The organism is Candidatus Binataceae bacterium, assembly GCA_035508495.1.
Lineage (GTDB): Bacteria > Desulfobacterota > Binatia > Binatales > Binataceae > JASHPB01.
In genome coordinates this window covers 1-19221 of sequence record DATJMX010000027.1, presented here as the reverse complement: position 1 = coordinate 19221, position 19221 = coordinate 1, and the positions used below count along the sequence as shown (strand labels likewise).

At 61.2% G+C, this 19221-nt stretch carries 17 protein-coding genes; 13 read left to right on the top strand and 4 right to left on the bottom strand.

Features of this window, described 5'->3' with window-relative positions:
• Positions 1 to 205 precede the first annotated feature (205 nt).
• On the top strand, positions 206 to 400 hold the full coding sequence (locus VMA09_09345; GenBank protein ID HUA33795.1) for a hypothetical protein: 195 nt from the start codon (positions 206 to 208) through the stop codon (positions 398 to 400).
• Between the two features lie 114 nt (positions 401 to 514).
• Here the strand turns inward: VMA09_09345 and VMA09_09340 are convergent, their stop codons facing one another.
• A complete protein-coding gene (locus VMA09_09340) occupies positions 515 to 961 on the bottom strand; it encodes a MaoC family dehydratase (GenBank protein HUA33794.1) in 447 nt (148 codons plus the stop codon).
• Positions 962 to 1075: 114 nt separating this feature from the next.
• On the opposite strand from VMA09_09340, the gene VMA09_09335 reads away from it, so the two are divergent.
• Both VMA09_09335 and VMA09_09330 read left to right on the top strand, forming a co-directional pair.
• Positions 1076 to 2587, top strand: coding sequence for a biotin carboxylase N-terminal domain-containing protein (locus tag VMA09_09335; protein HUA33793.1), 1512 nt, complete (start codon positions 1076 to 1078; stop codon positions 2585 to 2587).
• Positions 2584 to 3093, top strand: coding sequence for a biotin/lipoyl-containing protein (locus VMA09_09330; protein ID HUA33792.1), 510 nt, complete (start codon positions 2584 to 2586; stop codon positions 3091 to 3093). The genes VMA09_09335 and VMA09_09330 overlap by 4 nt, the downstream gene beginning before the upstream one ends.
• Positions 3094 to 3124: 31 nt before the next feature.
• Here the strand turns inward: VMA09_09330 and VMA09_09325 are convergent, their stop codons facing one another.
• Complete coding sequence (locus tag VMA09_09325) at positions 3125 to 4144, bottom strand: hypothetical protein (GenBank protein HUA33791.1); 1020 nt, start codon at positions 4142 to 4144, stop codon at positions 3125 to 3127.
• 338 nt (positions 4145 to 4482) lie between these two features.
• Between VMA09_09325 and rpoD the strand changes: the two genes are divergently transcribed.
• The 4 genes from rpoD (at position 4483) to VMA09_09305 (ending at position 8939) form a co-directional block, all read left to right on the top strand.
• On the top strand, positions 4483 to 6243 hold the full coding sequence (gene rpoD, locus VMA09_09320; GenBank protein HUA33790.1) for an RNA polymerase sigma factor RpoD: 1761 nt from the start codon (positions 4483 to 4485) through the stop codon (positions 6241 to 6243).
• A 104-nt stretch (positions 6244 to 6347) separates the two neighbouring features.
• Positions 6348 to 7478: a hypothetical protein gene (locus VMA09_09315; GenBank protein HUA33789.1), complete on the top strand. Its 1131-nt coding sequence runs from the start codon at positions 6348 to 6350 to the stop codon at positions 7476 to 7478.
• A 66-nt stretch (positions 7479 to 7544) separates the two neighbouring features.
• Positions 7545 to 8261 (top strand): hypothetical protein, encoded by a 717-nt coding sequence (locus VMA09_09310; protein HUA33788.1) that lies wholly within the window; start codon positions 7545 to 7547, stop codon positions 8259 to 8261.
• A gap of 6 nt (positions 8262 to 8267) precedes the next feature.
• Positions 8268 to 8939 (top strand): hypothetical protein, encoded by a 672-nt coding sequence (locus VMA09_09305; protein ID HUA33787.1) that lies wholly within the window; start codon positions 8268 to 8270, stop codon positions 8937 to 8939.
• 60 nt (positions 8940 to 8999) lie between these two features.
• On the opposite strand, the gene VMA09_09300 is transcribed toward VMA09_09305, so the two are convergent.
• A complete protein-coding gene (locus VMA09_09300) occupies positions 9000 to 10184 on the bottom strand; it encodes a CoA transferase (protein ID HUA33786.1) in 1185 nt (394 codons plus the stop codon).
• A gap of 407 nt (positions 10185 to 10591) precedes the next feature.
• Here VMA09_09300 and VMA09_09295 point away from each other — a divergent pair, with 407 nt between their 5' ends.
• From VMA09_09295 to VMA09_09270, 6 genes are all read left to right on the top strand, one after another.
• Entirely contained in the window at positions 10592 to 12511 is a 1920-nt protein-coding gene (locus VMA09_09295; GenBank protein ID HUA33785.1) for a TolC family protein, read from the top strand.
• A gap of 203 nt (positions 12512 to 12714) precedes the next feature.
• Positions 12715 to 13314 carry a hypothetical protein gene (locus tag VMA09_09290; GenBank protein HUA33784.1) on the top strand — a complete coding sequence of 200 codons (600 nt, stop codon included), beginning with the start codon at positions 12715 to 12717 and terminating at the stop codon, positions 13312 to 13314.
• A 105-nt stretch (positions 13315 to 13419) separates the two neighbouring features.
• Positions 13420 to 14640, top strand: a complete 1221-nt coding sequence (locus VMA09_09285; protein HUA33783.1) for an efflux RND transporter periplasmic adaptor subunit — start codon at positions 13420 to 13422, stop codon at positions 14638 to 14640.
• 8 nt (positions 14641 to 14648) lie between these two features.
• Complete coding sequence (locus VMA09_09280; GenBank protein ID HUA33782.1) at positions 14649 to 16775, top strand: ABC transporter permease; 2127 nt, start codon at positions 14649 to 14651, stop codon at positions 16773 to 16775.
• Positions 16776 to 16778: 3 nt separating this feature from the next.
• Positions 16779 to 17093, top strand: coding sequence for a hypothetical protein (locus VMA09_09275; protein ID HUA33781.1), 315 nt, complete (start codon positions 16779 to 16781; stop codon positions 17091 to 17093).
• Positions 17094 to 17433: 340 nt separating this feature from the next.
• Entirely contained in the window at positions 17434 to 17913 is a 480-nt protein-coding gene (locus VMA09_09270) for a DUF2147 domain-containing protein (protein ID HUA33780.1), read from the top strand.
• A gap of 48 nt (positions 17914 to 17961) precedes the next feature.
• On the opposite strand, the gene glmS is transcribed toward VMA09_09270, so the two are convergent.
• A partial coding sequence (glmS, locus tag VMA09_09265; protein HUA33779.1) for a glutamine--fructose-6-phosphate transaminase (isomerizing) occupies positions 17962 to 19221 on the bottom strand: 1260 nt, incomplete at its 5' end.

Below are 19221 nucleotides of genomic sequence, written 5' to 3'. Positions count from 1 at the left end.
ACTCAGGAATTTCGAGCCGCACACGGAAAAAAACACCTTAATCGTTTCGCACACTCGATCAATGTTTTTGACCATCGATCGATGAAATTTTCTTGACGCCTCACTCGCGGTGACCGCGGCGTTTGGCAGAGGCCATCGATCGAGAAGACGAAGTGTCGCCGGAAACGATTCGCGCGTCGGCACGCTCTTCCGAAATTTTTTCTTCTTGCCGCTCGCGCGCGCCGTGCTCGGCATGCAGCGCAGCCTGAAGATCGCAGCCGAGCAAAACGGCGAGCTGCTGAACAGCCGCGCCAACCTCAACGGCCGCAGGCGATATCGCAATCGGTTTCACAAACTTCGCATCGGGGGACCCGACGCCAAGCCGCTCGGCTCGTTGCCGTCACCCGGATATCCAGAATGACATTCAAATGCGATGCCATCGCGACAGCCGTCAAATTTGAGCCAACGCGGCGCTCACACTCCGCCTCGTCCCGAAACGAGGCAGTAGTTTTTCGCGCGCGCGCCGGGAAATCGACTACGACGGCCGGCGCGGAATCAGGATATGCCGCCGCAGGACCATCACTTCCTCGCTGCGCTGATTGAGCCCGCGCGTCTCGACGTAGAGCACACCGCGGTCGGCCTTGGACTTCGACGGCGTAACAGAGAGCACCTTGGACTCGGCATAGAGCGTGTCCCCCGCGAAGGTTGGTGCCGCGTGCCGCACCGATTCGTAGTCGAGCGCCGCGATCGCGCTTTCGCTGGTGTCCTTCACGCTCATCCCGACCACCGTCGAGAGCACGAGCAGTCCATTCACCAGCGGTTGGCCGTGCTGCGATTTCGCTGCGTATGCCGCATCGAAGTGGATCGGGTTCGTGTTCATCGTCATGAGCGTGAACCAGGTGTTGTCGAACTCGGTGATCGTCCGGCCGGGCCAATGCTTGAAGACCTGGCCGACAGTGTAGTCTTCGAGATATCGAGGCATCGTCAACGGCGCCGCTCGCGGGCGCATCCAGAGCCCGATTATCCGATGCGTTCCGGAGTTTCAAACGCTCGCGCGCTTGAGACGGCGCAAACCTATGGTACGTTTGGGTTCCCGATGAACCGCCCGATCAAAAAACTGCTCGTCGCAAATCGCGGCGAGATCGCTCTCAGGATTATCCGCAGCGCGCGGATGCTCGGTATCGCGACAGTCGCGGTTTATTCGGAGGCCGACGCGCGTAGCCTCCATGTTGGCGCGGCTGACGAGTCTCGCCTCATCGGCCCGCCCGAAGCGGCGAAGAGCTATCTCAATATCGACGCGATAATCGCCGCGGCTCGCGCGACCGGCGCCGACGCGATTCATCCCGGCTATGGCTTCCTCTCCGAGCGCCCGGAGTTCGCACGCGCCGTGCGCGAGGCTGGGATCACGTTCGTCGGTCCCAAGCCCGATGTGATGGCGGCACTTGGCGACAAGGTCGCGGCGCGGCGTATCGCAGTCGCGGCAGGTGTGCCGGTCGTGCCGGGTATCGAGACAGCGGATTTCGATCCGGCGCGCGAGTTTGCCGCAAAAGCGGGCTATCCGATTCTCGTCAAGGCCGCCGCGGGCGGTGGGGGGCGCGGGATGCGGGTCGTGAGCGGCGCAGAGAATCTCGAAGGCGCGCTCGAGGCTGCCTCGCGCGAGGCGCTGGCCGCATTCGGCGACGGCCGCGTCTTCATCGAAAAATACCTGGCGCGCCCGCGTCACGTCGAGATTCAGATCATCGGCGACGAGCATGGCAACGTCGTCGCGCTCGGCGAGCGTGAGTGTTCGATTCAGCGCCGCCATCAGAAGATTATCGAGGAGTCGCCCGCGCCGGGTCTTCCTGATGCGCTAGGCGAAAAGATGATCGCGGCGGCGCTCAACCTCGCGCGCGCGGCAGGATACACCAACGCCGGCACCGCGGAATTCCTGGTCGACGGCGACAGCTTCTACTTTCTCGAAATTAATGCGCGGCTCCAGGTCGAACATCCGGTGACCGAGCTGCGCTTCGGATGCGATCTGGTCGCCGCGCAGCTCGCGATCGCAAGCGGCGGCACTCTGCCCGAGCCCGAGGAGCCGCGCGGCGCCGCGATCGAATGCCGCATCTACGCTGAAGACGCCGAGCACGATTTTCGTCCCGCAACCGGCACTGTTCTCCATCTGCGCGTGCCGAGCGGGCCGGGCGTGCGCTTCGACTCACATATGGCGGCAGGCGCGGAGGTCAGCGCCTACTACGATGGGATGCTCGGCAAACTGGTCTGCTACGGTGAGGATCGCGAGCAGGCGCGACGCCGGATGGTCACCGCGCTCGACGAATTTGCTCTCATCGGTGTGACCAACACGGCGGCTTATCTGCGCGCGATCGTCGGCAGCGAGCCGTATCGCGAAGCTGATCTGTCGACGCGATTCATCGAAGAGCACTTCGCGAGCTGGAAGCCCTCGCGCGAGGACGACGACGCCGCGCTGGTCGCAGCCGCGATGGTGGCGGCGGGCGCGCTGGGTGTATCGGCAGATTCATCGCGAGCCAGCAACGGCGACGGCCGCAAGATCGGTGATCGCTCGCCATGGGCGGAACTCGCGGGCTTCGAGCTCTGGAAAGGCGCGCGATGAAACTCCGCCTCGAGGGCATGACCTCGGAGCTCGACGTCGAGCTGATCGCGCGTGAGGGCGACACGATTCGCGTGCGCGCCGGCGATCGCGAGATCGTCGCGGAATCGCAGCGACTCGCAGGCGGCGGCATCCTCCTGACGATCGGCGGCAAACGCTTCGCCGTGGCCGGCGCAAAACGCAACTCCTCCATTCTCGTCGCAGTCGGTCCGCGCAATTTCGAGTTCAAGCAAGCCGAGCAAGGCGCGCGCCGCCGTCATGGCGGCCTCGCGGCCGCGGAAATCACCGCGCCGATGCCGGGCAAGGTCCTCAAGATCCTCGTCAAACAAGGCGACGGCGTCGAACCAGGCCAACCGCTGGTCGTAATCGAAGCAATGAAAATGGAAACCACGCTAGGCGCAGAAAGCGCCGCAATCGTCGGCCAGGTGTGCGTAGAACCCGGTCAAATGGTCGATCATGGTGCAGTGCTAATCGAGCTACGCCCCGCGGCCGTCTCTGAACAAAAATAGTGGCGCCCCGCCTCATTACTTTTTCGGAAACTCACAGCGCGCCGAGGTATCTTAGGCCGCCGATGAAAACTGCGTAGGCGGCGCCACCGATCATCAGCGTGGGGGTGCCTAGTTCGGAGTCGCGGAGATTGATGAAGAGTATCGCGGCCGAAGCGAGTGCGATTCCCGCGCCCAGGAACTCCGCGTGCGTCAGGCTCCACGGGGTGAATGAGAGGCCGAGCGCGACCGGGATACACGACTGAAAAACCATCGCCCCCGTGATATTCGCCAGCGCCAGGTGATCTTTCTTTTGCCGAATCCAGATTACCGAGTTGTATTTCTCGGGCAGCTCGGTCGCGAGCGGACTCAGAATGAGCGACAGGATTCCCGGGTTCAGGCTCATCCGCTCCGAGAAGAGGATTACCTGGTCGACGAACTGCGTCGCGCCGAGCAGAATCAGTCCGACGCCGCCAATTACCTGGATCGCCGTGGCGAAGCCGCGCGGATTTAAGGGATCGCCTCGCAGCAGGCTCTCGACGTAGAGACCGTGCTCGACTTCGGCATCAACGGCGCGCTTAAGCCGCAGCATCACCGTCGAGTACGTTGCGTAGACGCCGAGCAGTGCGAATGCGAGCAGATGGCGCGCGATGACCCCGAGGTTCATGCCTCCCGCAATGACCAGCAGCAAAAAGACCGGCAAGAAAAACGACAGATCGCGCCGCGCGTCGAGGCGACTGACCCGCAGAGCGATTCGGCCGCGACGATGGCGAAAAATAAGCGCAGCCGAACCCATCACAAAGAGCGCGACCGTCGAGAGCATCAGCGGAGCGCCAACTATCGCGCCGACGCCAACGGCTTGGTGAGCCTCCGACCCGTTGCGCCCGGTCAAAAGCGCGACCGCCGGGATAAATGTCTCGGGCAGCGCCGTCCCGACCGCGGCAAGCAAGCTGCCGACGGCGGCCTCGGCGACGCCGAGCTTGTGCCCTGCCCACTCAACGCCGTTGGTAAAAAGCTCAGACCCGGCGAGGATGATCAGGAAACTGGCCGCCAGTATCAGTCCATGCTCCAGCAAAAAAACTCCGCGCGCGTCCGGAAAATCCGCCCGAGAATAGGTCGTCCCCGGCTTTGATACTAGCTGACACGCGTGAAACCGGATCGAATCCAATAAACATGCAGCCAAAACGACTTTGGATGCATATATTTCAGATCGCGGATGTGTCCCGGACTGGCGTGGTGCTGCCTTGACTCGCACCGGAGCGATGCATAAATTTTGGAATTCGGCGCACCTTGCTTGTCTTTTCAATTTCGTCTGTATAAATGAGGCTACCTATCCCCGGTCCGGAGCCGCGTGATTGAGCGGGTTCGTGTGCGTTCGATCGGAGTGTCCGATCAGTATGGAAGACTAAGCGAATGAAGCAGAAGTACGAAGGAAAGGACTTACAGGGGCTGGTAGATCTCGGGCGCGAGCAGGGTTACCTGACGTTTGATCAGGTTAACGACTATTTGCCCCAGGATGTCGCCTCGCCCACCGATCTGCGTGCCGCGCTGGACAGCTTCGAGGATCTCGATATCAAGGTGCTCGAAGAAGTCCCGGCTGACGGCGCCGACACCGATATCGAAGTCGAAGCCAAGGAAGAGCCCGAAGAAGCCCCCGAGCAGCCTGAGGCCGTCGGCGAGTCGTCCGACCCGGTCCGCCTCTATCTCAAGGAGATGGGCAACTTCCAGCTCCTCTCGCGCGAGCAGGAAGTCGAGATCGCCAAGCGTATCGAGGCCGGCGAGAACGAAGTCGAAGAGGAAGTGCTGGGCTCGCCGATCACGCTCGATTTCGTCGTCGACGTGGGCGATCGCGTTGAAGCTGGTGAGGCCGACCTTCGCGATGTGTTCGAGGAAGCCGCCGCCGAAGCCGAGAACGCGGACCCCGATGAAGAGCGCGGTCCCGAAGCCGATGAGCGTCAGCTCAAGAAGCTCAGCCTCGCCACCAAGAAGCTCAAGGATCTGCGGGCCAAGATCGAAGAATTCGAAGAGGAGCTGCGCGGCAAAGTCGGTCCGCGCCGCAAGCCGAAGCTCGAAAAGGATCTCCATCGCCTACAGGATCGCGTCAAGAAAGAGCTGCGCGCGATGGGCCTGTCGCGGCGTCTGATGGACGCCGTCATCTCGCACATGCGCTCGCTCCTCGGGCAGCATCGCGATTCCCACGCCTTGATCGCTCGCTACGAAGACGCGACCGGCCGCACGCGCGCGCAGCTTCTCAAGGAAGCTGGCGAGGCCGAGGATCGCCGCCACGTGCTCAAGGTCAATGATTCGCGCGAAAACCTGCTCGATATTGCGCTGCGCATCCGCAACGCGCAGAAGACGATGCGCGAGATCGAAAAGCGCGCCAAGGCGACCGCCGAAGAATATGGCCGCACCATCGAGACGATCGCGGCCGGGCAGGACAAGAGCCGCCGCGCTAAGAAAGAGCTGACCGAAGCCAATCTGCGCCTCGTCGTCAGTCTCGCCAAGCGCTACACCAATCGCGGTCTCGGCTTCCTCGACCTAATCCAGGAAGGCAACATCGGTTTGATGCGCGCCGTCGACAAATTCGAATATCAGCGCGGCTACAAGTTCTCGACCTACGCGACGTGGTGGATCCGCCAGTCGATGTCGCGCGCAATCGCCGACCAGGGCCGCACGATTCGTATCCCGGTGCACATGGTCGAGACCATCAACAAGCTGCTGCGCGTCACGCGCCTCCTCGTTCAGCGCCTCGGCCGCGAGCCGGGTCCCGAGGAAATCGCCGAGCAGATGGAGATGCCGCTCGACAAGGTGCAGAAGGTCCTCAAGATCGTCAAAGAGCCGATCTCGCTCGAAACGCCAATTGGCGACGAGGAGGAAAGCTCGCTGGGCGATTTCGTCGAGGACGAGCTCGCGCCTTCGCCCGTCGAGGCTGCGATCCAAGGCAACCTGGGCGAGCAGACACGCAAGGTGCTCGCGACGCTCACGCCGCGCGAAGAGCAAATCCTCAGGATGCGCTTCGGCATCGGGCAGAAGACCGACTACACCCTCGAGGAAGTCGGCAAGCAGTTCGCGGTCACCCGCGAACGTATCCGCCAGATCGAAGCCAAGGCGCTGCGCAAGCTGCGCCAGACCGGCCGCTCCCGCAACTTGGAAGGCTTCCAGGAACGCGAATAGTCGATACTTAGATCACGCATCAAAACGGCCCAAGGCAAAATGCCTCGGGCCGTTTTCTTTTGTATCGCACGCAAGATATCTGGCCGGCGAGCGTCTTAGAGACGATGACATTTCGCGAAAATTACAAGAGCCGTAGACCAACCACGCGAGCGCGACTCGCAATCTGGTTCGTGTTGACGAGCGGATTCTTCGTGTCGCGAAACTGCTCAATCGTCGCGGCTGCGAGCGCTGACATTGCGAGCCCGCAGAACTTTATACTTCGCGCGGCATTTTCTATGGGACACCTCTGGCTACTCGATGACTCGGGCGGCATCTTCTCGGTCACTCAGGGAGACTCCAGACCTGATAATCAAAGTCCTCGAGCACTTGTGTTGGATCTCTGCTCGAAGGAAGGACAACCGCTCATTATCACTTGCGCGCGCGGCGGTTGTAGCGATTGGTCGATGCTCAACTGGTCAGGAAACCAATGGATTCTGAGGAATAGGATTCCAACGCTGGGTGACGGATTCCTTGCGATGAGTTGCGCGGAGCGCCAGGTGACGATCCTCACAACTCATCGCGTGATCGAGGTCAACGACGACCGCCAGTTGAAAATCACTACTTTAAAGCACGATCTATCACCGAAAAAGCGATGGTCCTCGCTCGTGTCCATCGTGATACTCAATCAATCGAACCGCGTTCTCGTCGGCAAAGATAAGGGCGAATTTGGTGGCGGACTGTGGAGCATCGATAAGGCGACCGGAGCGATGACGGAGGTTGCTCGCAACGATTCAGGAGACATCTGCGGCGGTCCGCTCAATACCGGATGTGACCCGATCAACGGGCTCGCTGCCATGCCGTGGAAACCTGGCTGCGTCGCAGTCGCCATCGGACTCGAGCACTTAAGTTTCCACGGCCGCCTGGTTGAAATCTGCGCTGACAAAATCCGGCGCCTCTATTTCAAGCCAATGAAAGAGCAGCAAGCGCGGATCCAGAAGTTCGATGGCGATGAGCCAATGGACACGGTTCCCTTCTTCGGCCTTGCGCAACGCGACGACAAGTTGTGGGCCTCCGCTGTCGACGGCATCTATCGGATCGATGCAAGCGGTGTGGCGATGGCGGCGCCTTTGCCGAAGTTCAGCAAGGTCGGTCCATTTAATTTCAGTTTTGATCTTGAAGGTTTTGTGCTGGTTCTGACAGAAATCAACGCTCACGCCTCATTGAGCGGATCAGTACCGATGTTACTCCCACGCTAAGCGATACAGTGCTCGACACCGACCCCTTTGCTCAAGCGCGATAGCCGGTAGAATCCTCGCTGCTGTATGCGAGTGGTTGCGCTGTTTTCGATTCTTGCTGTTGGGTTCAATTTCTTTGGGCCGCAGCGCAAGGATTTGACGTCTGATGATTCCGACTGGTGGTCGCTGGTCAGGCCGCGCGGGCAATTGCTTGCCACCGCCAAGAGCGAGGAGCCGCCGATCGCGGCTTTCACTATCGCCGGTATCGACCTTGGTCCCAGCTCCTTTGGCGATGTAATCCCAAAGCTCGGCGCCGCGACGATCGTGATGCGCGGTGAGCAGGCGCAGAGCCGCGAGCAGCTCTGCTATCGATCGAACGACGGCGCGACTCGGCTCATCTTCGAGAAGAGCGAAGAGGCCGAGTCGTTTTATCTCGTCGGCCCGGCTCCCGATTGGTACGGCAGCTCGTTCTGCGAAAAGTCATCCGCAATTACATCCACCATCGCGACGGCGAATGGTCTCAGGCTCGGCCTCACTATGCCGGAGGTCGAGCAGATCATGGGTGCGCCCTCCGGAAACACCCCCAGCAAATCCGAATGGCTATGGACCGGGCAGTTTCCGCTCACCGCCGATCAGTTAAGGCGTATTCGCCAGCGCCAGCCCGATCTCGAGCTCAAAGACTCCGACGCAAAATCGATGACGCACAATATTTCTGCGGTGCTCGAAGTTACCTACACCGACGGCCGCGTGAGCGAAATTGGCGCGTGGTATTCCTTCGACGACTCTGAGAAATTCGAGGACTAGCCACTAATGCATCGACTGAGATTCCTGCTCCCCTTGCTAATCATCGGATGTATCGGATGCAGTTCCACGAATGGCACTATTGCGACGCCGAATCTGGGCACGGAGCATGTTACCAGGTGGGATAATTCGGACTGGTGGTCGCTCAGCTCGATTCATAACATCAACAAACAGGATGGTTCGCCGATCTGGAGCGCGCCCTCGCCGATGGTGTTGAACATCGCGGGCATCACACTCGGTCCGGGGATGGATACCGACGCCGAAAACAAGCTCGGTTATGCGGCATATATCGAACGGCACTCAGGCGGCTCGGTCCGCCAATCAATCTGCTATCGCTCGGTTAAGGAACCGCCGACTGCGTACTTGATATTCGAGCTCGGCCGCGCCAGCCACGCCTTCTACTTGCTATCCGCTGACGCTCCGCCGTGGGGCGACATGGGCCTGTGCGCAAAAACGCCAATAGTCACAAAGTCGATATCGACCCCGACCGGATTGCATCTCGGATTGACGCGCGAGCAACTGACCGAGATGCTAGGCCCGCCCTCGGCGCAGCATCCCACCAGCATGATGTGGCGGTACTCACAAGCGCCAGTGATAATTCGCACAGTCTTCGCCGGCGACTCAGCGATCATGGTCTCAGTATGGTACGCCGATCGCGGCTCCGGCGTGCTTGGCGATTAAGAGCCATCGGTGAAAGACGACAGGCGTTCACTCATAGATAATGTTAAGAACCGGCGTCCATCAAGCGACAATGCTTTCGGCGCGAAGCTTCGCGATCTCGTCAGGCAAAAAGCCAAACTGAGTCAGTATTTCATCGGTATGCTCGCCGGCCAGTGGCGGGCGGAAGATTTTGCCCGGCGTTTCTGAGAGCTTCGCCGCGAGACCGGTGGTCTGGTACATGCCGAGCGCGGGATGGTCGAGCTTCAGTAGCATCTCGCGCGCTGCGATTTGCGGGTGATTGAGAATTTCCTCGACAGTGAGTATTGGCCCCGCTGGAATCCCTTCGCGATTGAGCGCATCGATCCAATAGTCAGCCGGATGCGATGCGAGGGCGCGGTTGATCTCCTCGCTGAGTGCGGCGCGATTCTTCACGCGCTGGCGCGTCGATCTGAAACGCTCGTCCTCGCGCAACGCCGGCCGCCCAATCACGACAACGAACTTCTTCCACATCGGCTCGTTGCCGCATGCGATATTGAATGGTCTGTCCGATGCCCTGAACAGCCCGTGCGGCGACGACAGCGGATGATGATTCCCGGTAGGGCCCGGAGTCTTGCCAGTCTCGAACAAAATTCCCGCCGACCAGCTCAGGATACTGACCGCCGCTTCGAGCAACGACGTCTCGACGCGCTGTCCGCGCCCGGTGCGATGGCGCGCCTGGAGCGCGAGCAGGATTCCCTGCGCCGCGAAGATACCGCCGAGCAGGTCGCAGATCGCGAGCCCCACGCGCATCGGTCCGCTCTCCGCCGTGCCCGTGATACTCATGAGGCCGGACATCCCCTGCGCGATTTGATCGAAGCCCGGGAAGTCGCGTAGCGGTCCGCTCGCCCCGAAACCGGAAATACTACAGGTGATGATCCGCGGATTGCGCGCGGCGAGCGCGTCGTAACCGAGACCCATCGCCTCGGCCACTCCCGGCCGGAAATTGTCGATAATCACGTCAGCGGATTCCGTCATCCGTTTGATTGCGGCCAATCCCGCGGGCTTCTTGGTTGACAGCCGGATGCTCTTCTTCGAACGGTTCGTCGAGAGGAAAAAGTAATCGTCGCGGCCCGTGGCATCGGCATGATCGCCGCGCGGATTCTCTACCGGCTCAATCTTGATGATCTCGGCGCCATAGTCGCCGAGCAGTTGCGTGCAGAAAGGCCCGGCAAGATAACGCGTCAGGTCGATAACTTTGATTCCCGAAAGTGGCGGCGATTCAGCCATCTCCTGTCTCCTATCAAGGCCCGGGCTCGCTCATTGCCGCAATGCTGGATCTGGTACCCCTTCCCGATGCGGGAAGGGGTTAGGTCGTTGTCTGCATATCGATCGAAAAGATCGACCTGACCTTCTTTCCCTTCCCGCATCGGGAAGGGGAGTTTGAGCGCCGAGCCATTTCTGCGGTTCGCGAACATCTACAAACCCGCCGGCGTTAAGAAAACTGATTAGCGCGATCTACGCCGATCTCGATGCACCCGTCAAATCAGCGCTCCCGGCAAGGCGATTTGGCGGCCTCATTGCCACGGATGATTGCGGCGCATATCTTCCGCATAGAACGCGAAACTTCGCGCTGCATCCTCCGTCTATCGATAAGATCGCTTCCCAGGCAGCGCGTTTCTTACGAGTTACAGCGAATGAAAATATCGAGGCAGGCGCTCGCAATCGTCATGGACCGCCGTGCGCGGCCAAAGGTAGCCATCGGCGCGGCGCTTGTGGCGATGATGGCCGCAGTCCTTCTTTTTTCCAGCTCGACGGCGTCGGCCGAGCCGCCCGTCATCGGCAATGGGCAGGCGCAGAACGTCCCGGCGCAGATCGCCGATCAGAATAACGGCGTGAACGTGAGCGTCGCACCCAAAGCTGGCGGCAAATACGAAAGCAGCCCGTACCTGTCGCTGCCCTCGATGTTCAAGAGTCAGTGGACTTCGATTCGCAGCGAGAGCCTGCCCCATGATCGATTCCTGGGGGCCGAGGACAGCGCCTCGCATACGCTGTCGCTCAAAGAAACGGTCTACCTCGCGCTCAGGAACAATCCCGGCCTCGAGTCGGTGAAGCTCACCCCCGTCGCCTCGACGGAAAGCGTCAAAGCCGCCAACGCCGCGTTCGATCCGCAAATAAGCTCGCAGATCGACATCGAGAAGGAGGCCACGCCGGTCTCCTCGCCCTTCCAGAATCCCGAAAGCGTCACGGTCGCCGAGAAGTTCTACGATTGGAACTTCGGCATGAGCAAAGTGTTATCGACCACCAACGGCACGGTCGGGCTGACCTTCAACAACGATCGCGAGCTGACCAACACGTCGTTCAGCACCGTCAACCCGGTGTATACGCCGACGATGGTGATGTCGCTATCGCAGCCGCTGCTGCAAAATTTCGGCTGGCAGTTCGCGACGATCAACGTGCGCCTGGCGGAATCGGCGCAGCGCTCGGCGCAGTGGAACTATGCCTCGTCGGTCAACGATTTCGTCCAGCGCATCGGCAATGATTATTGGGGCGTCGTGCAGGCCGAGGAAAATCTTCGCGTTCAGCAGGCCGCGCTCCAGTTCAACAACGATCTCGTGCGGGTCAATGGCAGCAGCGTCAAGCTCGGCCTGATGGCGCCCGTGAACCTCGCCGAGGCCCGCTCGGCAGCCGCCACCGCGCTCGCCAACGTCCAGGCAGCACAGGCCGGCGTTGATATAGCCGACGCGACGCTGCGCCAGGACGTCGCCTACAATCCCGGCGACACCGTGCTCGCCCAGGTGATCGAGCCGAACCAGCAACCCGACACCACGCGCAACCAGAACGACGAAAACGAAGAGCTCGCGTTCGAGAAGATGCTCGAATACAGCCCCGCACTGGCCGGGATGCGCGAGGCGATCCGCAGCGCCGTAATCCAGGTCAAGTTCGCCGAGAATCAGATGCTGCCGCAGCTCAACCTCGGCACGCAATTCGGCGTGACCAACGAGGCCGGTAACTCGAAGTGTACAGCGTCGATAACCGTGCCCTCATACGCCAACTGCTTCAGCCCCTCGGGTCCCACCGTTCCTCCCGGTGCCGACAATGCAGCGCAACTACCCTTCAATGGCGCGTACGGCGCTTCGCTCAATCGGCTCTTCAACTTCAGCTTCTATGACTATGCGGCGGTGATCGGTTTCTCGATGCCACTCGATAACGCCGCGCCGCAGGCCGGCCTCGCGCAGGCGCGAATCGCACTCGACCAGGCGCGCTTGCAGTATCGACAGGCGCTCTACCAGGCTGCGCTGCTAGTTAAAGCCGCGCTCGCCAATCTGATCGCGCTCCAACAACAAGTGCAGTCCACAGCGCAAGCCACTTCGTATGCGCAGGAAAGCTTGCACGACGTGCAGGTGCAATATCGGCTCGGCACTGCGACAACCAATCAGCTCCTGCAATTTCAGAGCAATCTGGTAACCGCGCAAGGCAACGAAATTCAGGCCGACGTTGGCCTCGAGAACGGACGCCTCGCGCTATGGCACGCCGAAGGCACGCTGCTCAATCGTTTCAACATTGACTTCCAGTTACGCGACCCTCACCAGAGCCCCTGGTACTCGCGCTTCTAGTGATGCCGATGAATCGCGATTACGCCAACGCGGATAGTGCGCAGGACGCTGGCACTCAAAGGTCCCTTCCTGGTGCGGGAAGGGAAAGAGGGTTAGGTCGTTTCTTTGATTGCGACGCTGCAGAAGCGGACGACGACCTGACCCCTGACCCCTTCCCGCACGGGAAGGGGGACCGGAGCGCGCCTCGCAAGATCCTGGTGCGTATGTCGATGGTTCTGGTCCCGACGTTGATGCTGGCGTTCACGTTGGGCGTGGGGTTTGCGCAACTGCCGCAGCCGAATCCGATCGTCGTGCCGCCGTTGCCGCCCGGACCGCCGCCGCAGCTCCCCGCGCCGATCACGACCGCCGTCGCGCCGAGCCCTCTCGCTGTTCCAACCTTGCCGCAGGCGTTTTCGACTCCCGGTCCGCGTACATTCAATTGCACGTGCTCAGGTCCCGGCACGCCCACGCGCTGGATGGGCACGGTATCGGCCTTGAGCAATCTGACCGCCGAGCAAAGCGCGACCGGCGCGTGCGTCAGCTCGTTCATCGGCAAATCCTCGCCTCCCTATGGCACCGCGGGTGGAGTCGGCGCGGGCAATTTCTTTGGCACGTTGCCGGGAGCTCTTCAGAATGCGGGCGCGGCCAACACTTTTGGCTCGCCCGGTGTCGCGCAGAGCTCGGGCTCTTCGACTTCGCTCGGCGGGCTGCCTGGCGTGGCGCAGGGTATCGGCTCGGCCAACTCTTTCGGCGGACCCGCAACGGGGCTGAGTCTCTCGGCCGCGCAGCAGTCGCGCCTATGCTCGCAATGCGTCTGCACCTGAGCCTGAAACAACCCTTAAGCTTATGTCGTCTATCTATTGATAGCGCCGAAGCTCCTGCTGGACCGCGATATAGGGCAGGACGATAATTGGCATCGCAGCACCGCAGTGAAATTTTCATTTAGAAGTCTGACCCGCCGCCCCCTGACGATCATCGCCGTTATCATCGTCATAGCTGGTGCGTGGTACGAGCTGCGCGGCGGCTCGCATGCACCGCGATTTATCACCGCGAAAGTCACGCAAGGATCGATCGTCCGCGCTGTCACGGCGACGGGCACCGTTAATCCGGTGATCACGGTGCAGGTCGGCACCTACGTCTCGGGACCGATCACGGCGATCTATGCCGATTTCAATTCGCCCGTGAAGCAGGGCCAGGTGATCGCCAAGATCGATCCGCGCCCCTACGCGGCGGCGGTCGCGCTCTCTACCGCCGCCCTCGCCAATGCCGAGGCGCAGCTCAAGAAGGATCAGGCCAACCTCGAATATCAGCAGATCACTTACGTGCGCGATGTTAAGGCGCTCAAGGAAAACGTCGATTCCCAGGACCAGGTCGATAGCCAGAAGAGCACCTTCATGCAGGCGCGCGCGCAGGTCGCGCTCGACGAGGCCAGTATCCAGCAGCAGCAGGCGACCTTGAAACAGGCGCAGCTCAACCTCAACTACACCGACATAGTATCGCCCGTCGATGGCACCGTCGTGTCGCGCAACGTTGACGTCGGTCAGACCGTCGCGGCGAGTTTCCAGACCCCGACGCTGTTTCTCGTCGCCAAAGACCTGACCAAGATGCAGGTCGATTCCAACGTCAGCGAATCGGACATCGGCGGCGTGATGCTTGGGCAGCGTGCGACGTTCAAGGTCGATGCGTTCCCGGAGCGTGATTTCGAAGGCAAGGTCGCGCAGGTCCGCCAGGCTCCCATCACAGTGCAGAACGTCGTGACTTACGACGTCGTCGTCAACGTGGATAATCCCGAGCTGCTGCTGAAGCCCGGCATGACGGCCAACGTCAATATCGTCACGGCGCGCGCGAAAGACGTGGTGCGGATTCCGATCGACGCGCTGCGCTTCGTCCCGCACGGTCATGCCGAAGATGCCAACGGCGCCGAGGCTGTCGATGTTCCCGGCACGCAGACGACGGTGTGGGTCCCCAAGGGCCATCACATCAAGCCCGTCTCGATCACGACCGGCCTCAGCGACGGCACCTGGGTCGAGATGAAAGACGGCGACCTCGAAGACGGCGACCTGGTCGTCACCGCCGAAGCGCGCAGCACCGACAAGCAAGGCTCCGGCGGCGGTCATTCGCCGTTCGGTGGTATGCACGGCTTCCACTGATCGCTCGCATGGCTTCGGTCATCAAAATCGTCAACATGACCAAGACCTACGTCCTCGGCGAGGTTGAGGTTCATGCGCTGCGCGGCGTCAACCTGACGATCGAGCGCGGCGAGTTTATCGCCGTGATGGGCGCGTCGGGCTCGGGCAAATCGACGCTGATGAACATGCTCGGATGCCTCGACCGCCCGACCAGCGGCGAGTATTACCTCGAGGGCGAGGACGTTGCGAAGCTCGACGAGACCGAGCTCGCCGCGATCCGCAGCCGCCGTATCGGCTTCGTCTTCCAGAGCTTCAACCTGCTCTCGCGCACGAGCGCGCTCGAGAATGTCGAGCTGCCGCTCTTCTATTCGACCTGGGGTCCGGAGAGCCAGCATCGCGCGCGCGAGCTGCTCACCCTTGTCGGACTCAACGGCCGCGAGCTGAACCATCCGAACCAGCTCTCCGGCGGTCAGCAACAGCGCGTCGCGATCGCGCGCGCTCTCATTAACAATCCGTCAATCGTGCTCGCGGACGAACCGACCGGCAACCTCGATTCCACCAATTCCGCCGAGGTGATGGAGATCATCACGCGGCTGAACCGCGAGCAGGGCATCACGATCATCCTCGTCACGCACGATTCGGACGTGGCGGCCTATGCCGATCGGGTCGTCACTTTCAAAGATGGCGTCGTGATCTCCGATACCCGCAAGCCTGACGCTCCGCCGCTCGCGCAGCCCGGCGCGGCCCTCGCCAGCGCCAGCGAAGACGAGGAGCCCGACGTCGCCGAGGAGGCGCGGACATTCGGCGCGATGGCTCTGGTAGCGGCCGCGCGGGCGCTCACACGCAACAAGATGCGCGCGGCGCTGACCATGCTCGGCATCTTCATCGGAGTCGCCGCGGTTATCGCGATGGTCGCGGTCGGCAACGGCGCGCGCAGCTCGGTGCAGGATCAGATCGCGAGCCTCGGCACCAATCTGATCGTCGTGCTGCCCGGCGCTACTACCTCCAACGGCGTGCGCGTCGGCCTCGGCAGCACCTCGACGTTGACGACCGCTGACGCCGACGCGATCGCGCAAGAGGACAGCGCGGTCCTGATGGTGACGTATCTCGATCGCCAGGTCGGGCAGGTCGTCGCCGGCAACCACAACTGGAGCACCAGTATCCAGGGCACCACGGCCAACTACTTCGCCGTTCGCGACTGGCAGCCGCAGCTCGGGCGGATCTTCACCGACTCGGAGGAAAAAGCCGGCGCCGCGGTATGCCTGCTCGGACAGACCGTCGTCACCAACCTGTTCGGTGAAGATCAGAATCCCGTCGGCGCGATCGTGCGCGTGAAGAACTTTCCGATGCGCGTGATCGGCGTGCTCGCGTCCAAGGGGCAATCGAGCTACGGCCAGGATCAGGACGATGTTGTGATCGTTCCGTTCAACACTGCCGAGCGCAAAGTGCTCGGCGTGTCCGCGCCCAGCTCTTCCGCGCCTGCCGCGGCTGCGACGTCGAGCGTGCAAAATCCCTACGGCGCCGTTCCTACCACCAATTCGATTTACAGCAGCGTGCAGACCGCCAATGCCTACGGCAATTTCGGCAAGATCACCGGGGTCGTCAACAACATGATGATCAAGGTCAAGAGCGCCGACCTGGTGGATACGGCGATGTCCCAGGTTGAGGCGACCCTCCGCCGCCGCCACCATATCCAGCCGAATCAGGACGAAGACTTCACCGTGCGCAACCTCAGCGAGATCGCCGAAACCGCGGCCAGTGCGACGCAGGTGATGACGACGCTGCTCGCCGCGGTCGCGTCAATTTCGCTGCTGGTCGGCGGCATCGGCATCATGAACATCATGCTGGTTTCGGTGACCGAGCGCACGCGCGAGATCGGGATTCGAATGGCGATCGGCGCGCGGCGCATTCACATCCTGCTCCAGTTCCTGGTCGAGGCGGTGCTGCTCAGCGCGCTCGGCGGAATCGCCGGCGCGATGCTGGGAGTCGTGTCGTCGAAGGTCATCTCAGCGGTCGCCGGATGGCCGACGGTTGTATCGCCCGTCGCCATCATCGGCGGCTTCGTATTCTCGGCCGCGGTCGGTGTGTTCTTCGGCTTCTACCCGGCGCGCAAAGCCTCGATGCTTCATCCCATCGACGCGCTGCGCTACGAATAGCGCATGAGCTCCCGAATCGTTTTAGTAGCCGCGCTGTATATCCATCCGGGCCAGGAAGCAGAATTCGAGCAGTTCGAGACGGCCGCTGCGTCGATCATGAAACGCTACGGCGGCGCGATCGAGCGCCGCATTCGATGCGCACCAAAGCACGACGCGGCGCCGCCATACGAAGTTCACATCGTCAGTTTCCCCGACGATCAATCGTTCGAGCATTATCGCGCCGATGACGACCTCGCCAAGCTTGCCGGCCTCCGCGCTCGCGCCATCCGGCAAACCATCGTCTGGCAGGGCTCAGATCTGCCGCCATTCCTGAAATAAAGAGCATTGCAAAGCTCTTTCTTCCCGTTCCGAATTCCCTCTGCCCGATCAGCGCGAGCCTTGCGAAACTTAAGTCGACTCCGCTCTCGCGTCCGCCACGACTGATACGCGGGTCTTTGCAACGCCGTCCTGTAATAAGTGGGAGTGTCAATGACGCTCCTTTCGATAGCCACTGCAAGATACGGACTGCAAGGGTGCAGTCGAGGCAGTGTCTGCGCTGCATATTATCCCGATGAATCTCATGGGCATCTAGAACATGTGACTATTGCGCCGGCGTTCCTGCTCAGCATTGCTGCGAATTCATCGCCGCGCGCACTCATTCGACATGGGAACAATGCCTATGAGGAAATTCACGCTTCTGCTCATTCTTGCGATCACACTCACGGCCACCGCGATGAATGGCGCCGCTCAGGCCCTTGACGGCGCGCTCAGTCCGCTCGGAACTTGGGCCACGCCCGATGGCGGCGCGCATATTCAAGTCTCCGATTGCGGCGGCACACTGTGCGGGACGATCACGTGGCTTCGACATCCGCGGGAGAAGGATGGAACGGAATCGGTCGACTCGAAGAATCCAAACTCCGATCTCCGCTTGCGCAAATTATTGGGACTTCAATTGATGGCCGCTTTCACCCCGGATGGCGCCGATCCAACCGTCTGGAAGAACGGATGGATTTACGACGCGAGCAGCGGAAAGACCTATTCCTGCACCCTCACGCTCGAGAGCGCGACAACGATGCGCGTGCGCGGGTACATTGGACTCTCGCTCTTCGGCAAAACTCAAGTCTGGACGAGAGTCACGCCACAGATCCTGGCGAAATAACCAAATCAGATTGAAAGGGCTCCAAATGGAGCCCCATTTCCCGACTGACTATTCGACGGTGACGGCCTTGGCGAGATTGCGCGGCTGATCGACGTCGGTGCCGCGCTCTGCCGCGATATGATAGGCGAGCAACTGGAGCGGCACGGTCATCAGCACGGGAGTGAGCATTCGGCTCGTCGCGGGAACCTCGATAACTTCGTTTGCGACAGCTCTTAGCTCGTCCGTCGCGCGATCGGTCACGGCGATTATCTTACCGTTGCGCGACTCTACTTCGCGCAGATTCGACAACGTTTTTTCGAACAGATCGTCGTTCGGAATCAGCACTACGACCGGCATCTTCTCGTCGATCAGCGCGATCGGGCCGTGTTTCATCTCGCCAGCCGAGTATCCTTCGGCGTGGATGTACGAAATTTCCTTCAACTTGAGCGCGCCTTCGAGCGCGATCGGATAGTTGATGCCGCGGCCCAGGAAGAGGAAATCTTGCGCCGATGCATACGCGCGCGCGATACGCAGAATCTGCGGCTCGAGCGCGATAATCGCCTCGATTTGCCCCGGTATCGCGAACATCGGACGCAGCAGTTCTTCGGCTTCGACTTCGGAGATGCGGCCCATCAGCGACGCCATCTGAATAGCCAGTAGAAAATACGATTCGAGCTGAGTAAGAAAGCATTTCGTGGTCGTGACGCTGATCTCGGGACCGCATCGCGTGTAAAGCTGCGCGTTGCCCTTGCGCGCGATCGACGAATCTACAGTGTTGGTAATCGCCAGCAGATGCGCTCCGCGCCGCCCGCCTTCTTCCATCGCGGCGAGAGTATCCGCGGTCTCGCCCGACTGCGACACGGCGATCATCATAGTCTTTTTGTCGATCGGCGGGCGCCGGTAGCGATACTCACTCGAATAATCAACTTCGACCGGGATTCCGGCCAGGTCTTCGATGATAAATTTACCGACCTGCGACGTGATCCACGATGCGCCCGCACTGACCATCACGATTCGCGAGATCGCCGACGGCCCGCCCGGCGGCAGCAAGTCCATCTCGAAGTGTACTTCCGATGATCCGACTTTGGCGCGGCCCGCGAGCGTATCGATCCAGGCCTGCGGCTGCTCACCGATTTCCTTACGCAGGAAGTGCTTGAAGCCGCCCTTAGTCGCGGCGACCGCGTCCCATTCGATTCGCCGCGGCGCGCGCTCGACAGCAGTGCCGTCGAACTTCATGAGGCGGATTCCGCCCGCGGTAATTTCCGCGAGCTCGCCGTCCTCGAGTATGATCGCGCTTCGCGTGTGCGGGAGGATCGCGGGAATATCCGA

Excerpts from the sequence above, each read along its gene's own strand:
- VMA09_09315 (HUA33789.1), top strand. The coding sequence starts at position 6,348 with ATGACATTTCGCGAAAATTACAAGAGCCGTAGACCAACCACGCGAGCG.
- VMA09_09270 (HUA33780.1), top strand. The coding sequence starts at position 17,434 with ATGAGGAAATTCACGCTTCTGCTCATTCTTGCGATCACACTCACGGCC.
- VMA09_09290 (HUA33784.1), top strand. The coding sequence starts at position 12,715 with ATGTCGATGGTTCTGGTCCCGACGTTGATGCTGGCGTTCACGTTGGGC.
- VMA09_09330 (HUA33792.1), top strand. The coding sequence starts at position 2,584 with ATGAAACTCCGCCTCGAGGGCATGACCTCGGAGCTCGACGTCGAGCTG.
- VMA09_09295 (HUA33785.1), top strand. The coding sequence starts at position 10,592 with ATGAAAATATCGAGGCAGGCGCTCGCAATCGTCATGGACCGCCGTGCG.
- VMA09_09305 (HUA33787.1), top strand. The coding sequence starts at position 8,268 with ATGCATCGACTGAGATTCCTGCTCCCCTTGCTAATCATCGGATGTATC.
- VMA09_09280 (HUA33782.1), top strand. The coding sequence starts at position 14,649 with ATGGCTTCGGTCATCAAAATCGTCAACATGACCAAGACCTACGTCCTC.
- VMA09_09275 (HUA33781.1), top strand. The coding sequence starts at position 16,779 with ATGAGCTCCCGAATCGTTTTAGTAGCCGCGCTGTATATCCATCCGGGC.
- VMA09_09310 (HUA33788.1), top strand. The coding sequence starts at position 7,545 with ATGCGAGTGGTTGCGCTGTTTTCGATTCTTGCTGTTGGGTTCAATTTC.
- VMA09_09335 (HUA33793.1), top strand. The coding sequence starts at position 1,076 with ATGAACCGCCCGATCAAAAAACTGCTCGTCGCAAATCGCGGCGAGATC.
- VMA09_09340 (HUA33794.1), bottom strand. The coding sequence starts at position 961 with ATGCCTCGATATCTCGAAGACTACACTGTCGGCCAGGTCTTCAAGCAT.
- rpoD (HUA33790.1), top strand. The coding sequence starts at position 4,483 with ATGAAGCAGAAGTACGAAGGAAAGGACTTACAGGGGCTGGTAGATCTC.
- VMA09_09300 (HUA33786.1), bottom strand. The coding sequence starts at position 10,184 with ATGGCTGAATCGCCGCCACTTTCGGGAATCAAAGTTATCGACCTGACG.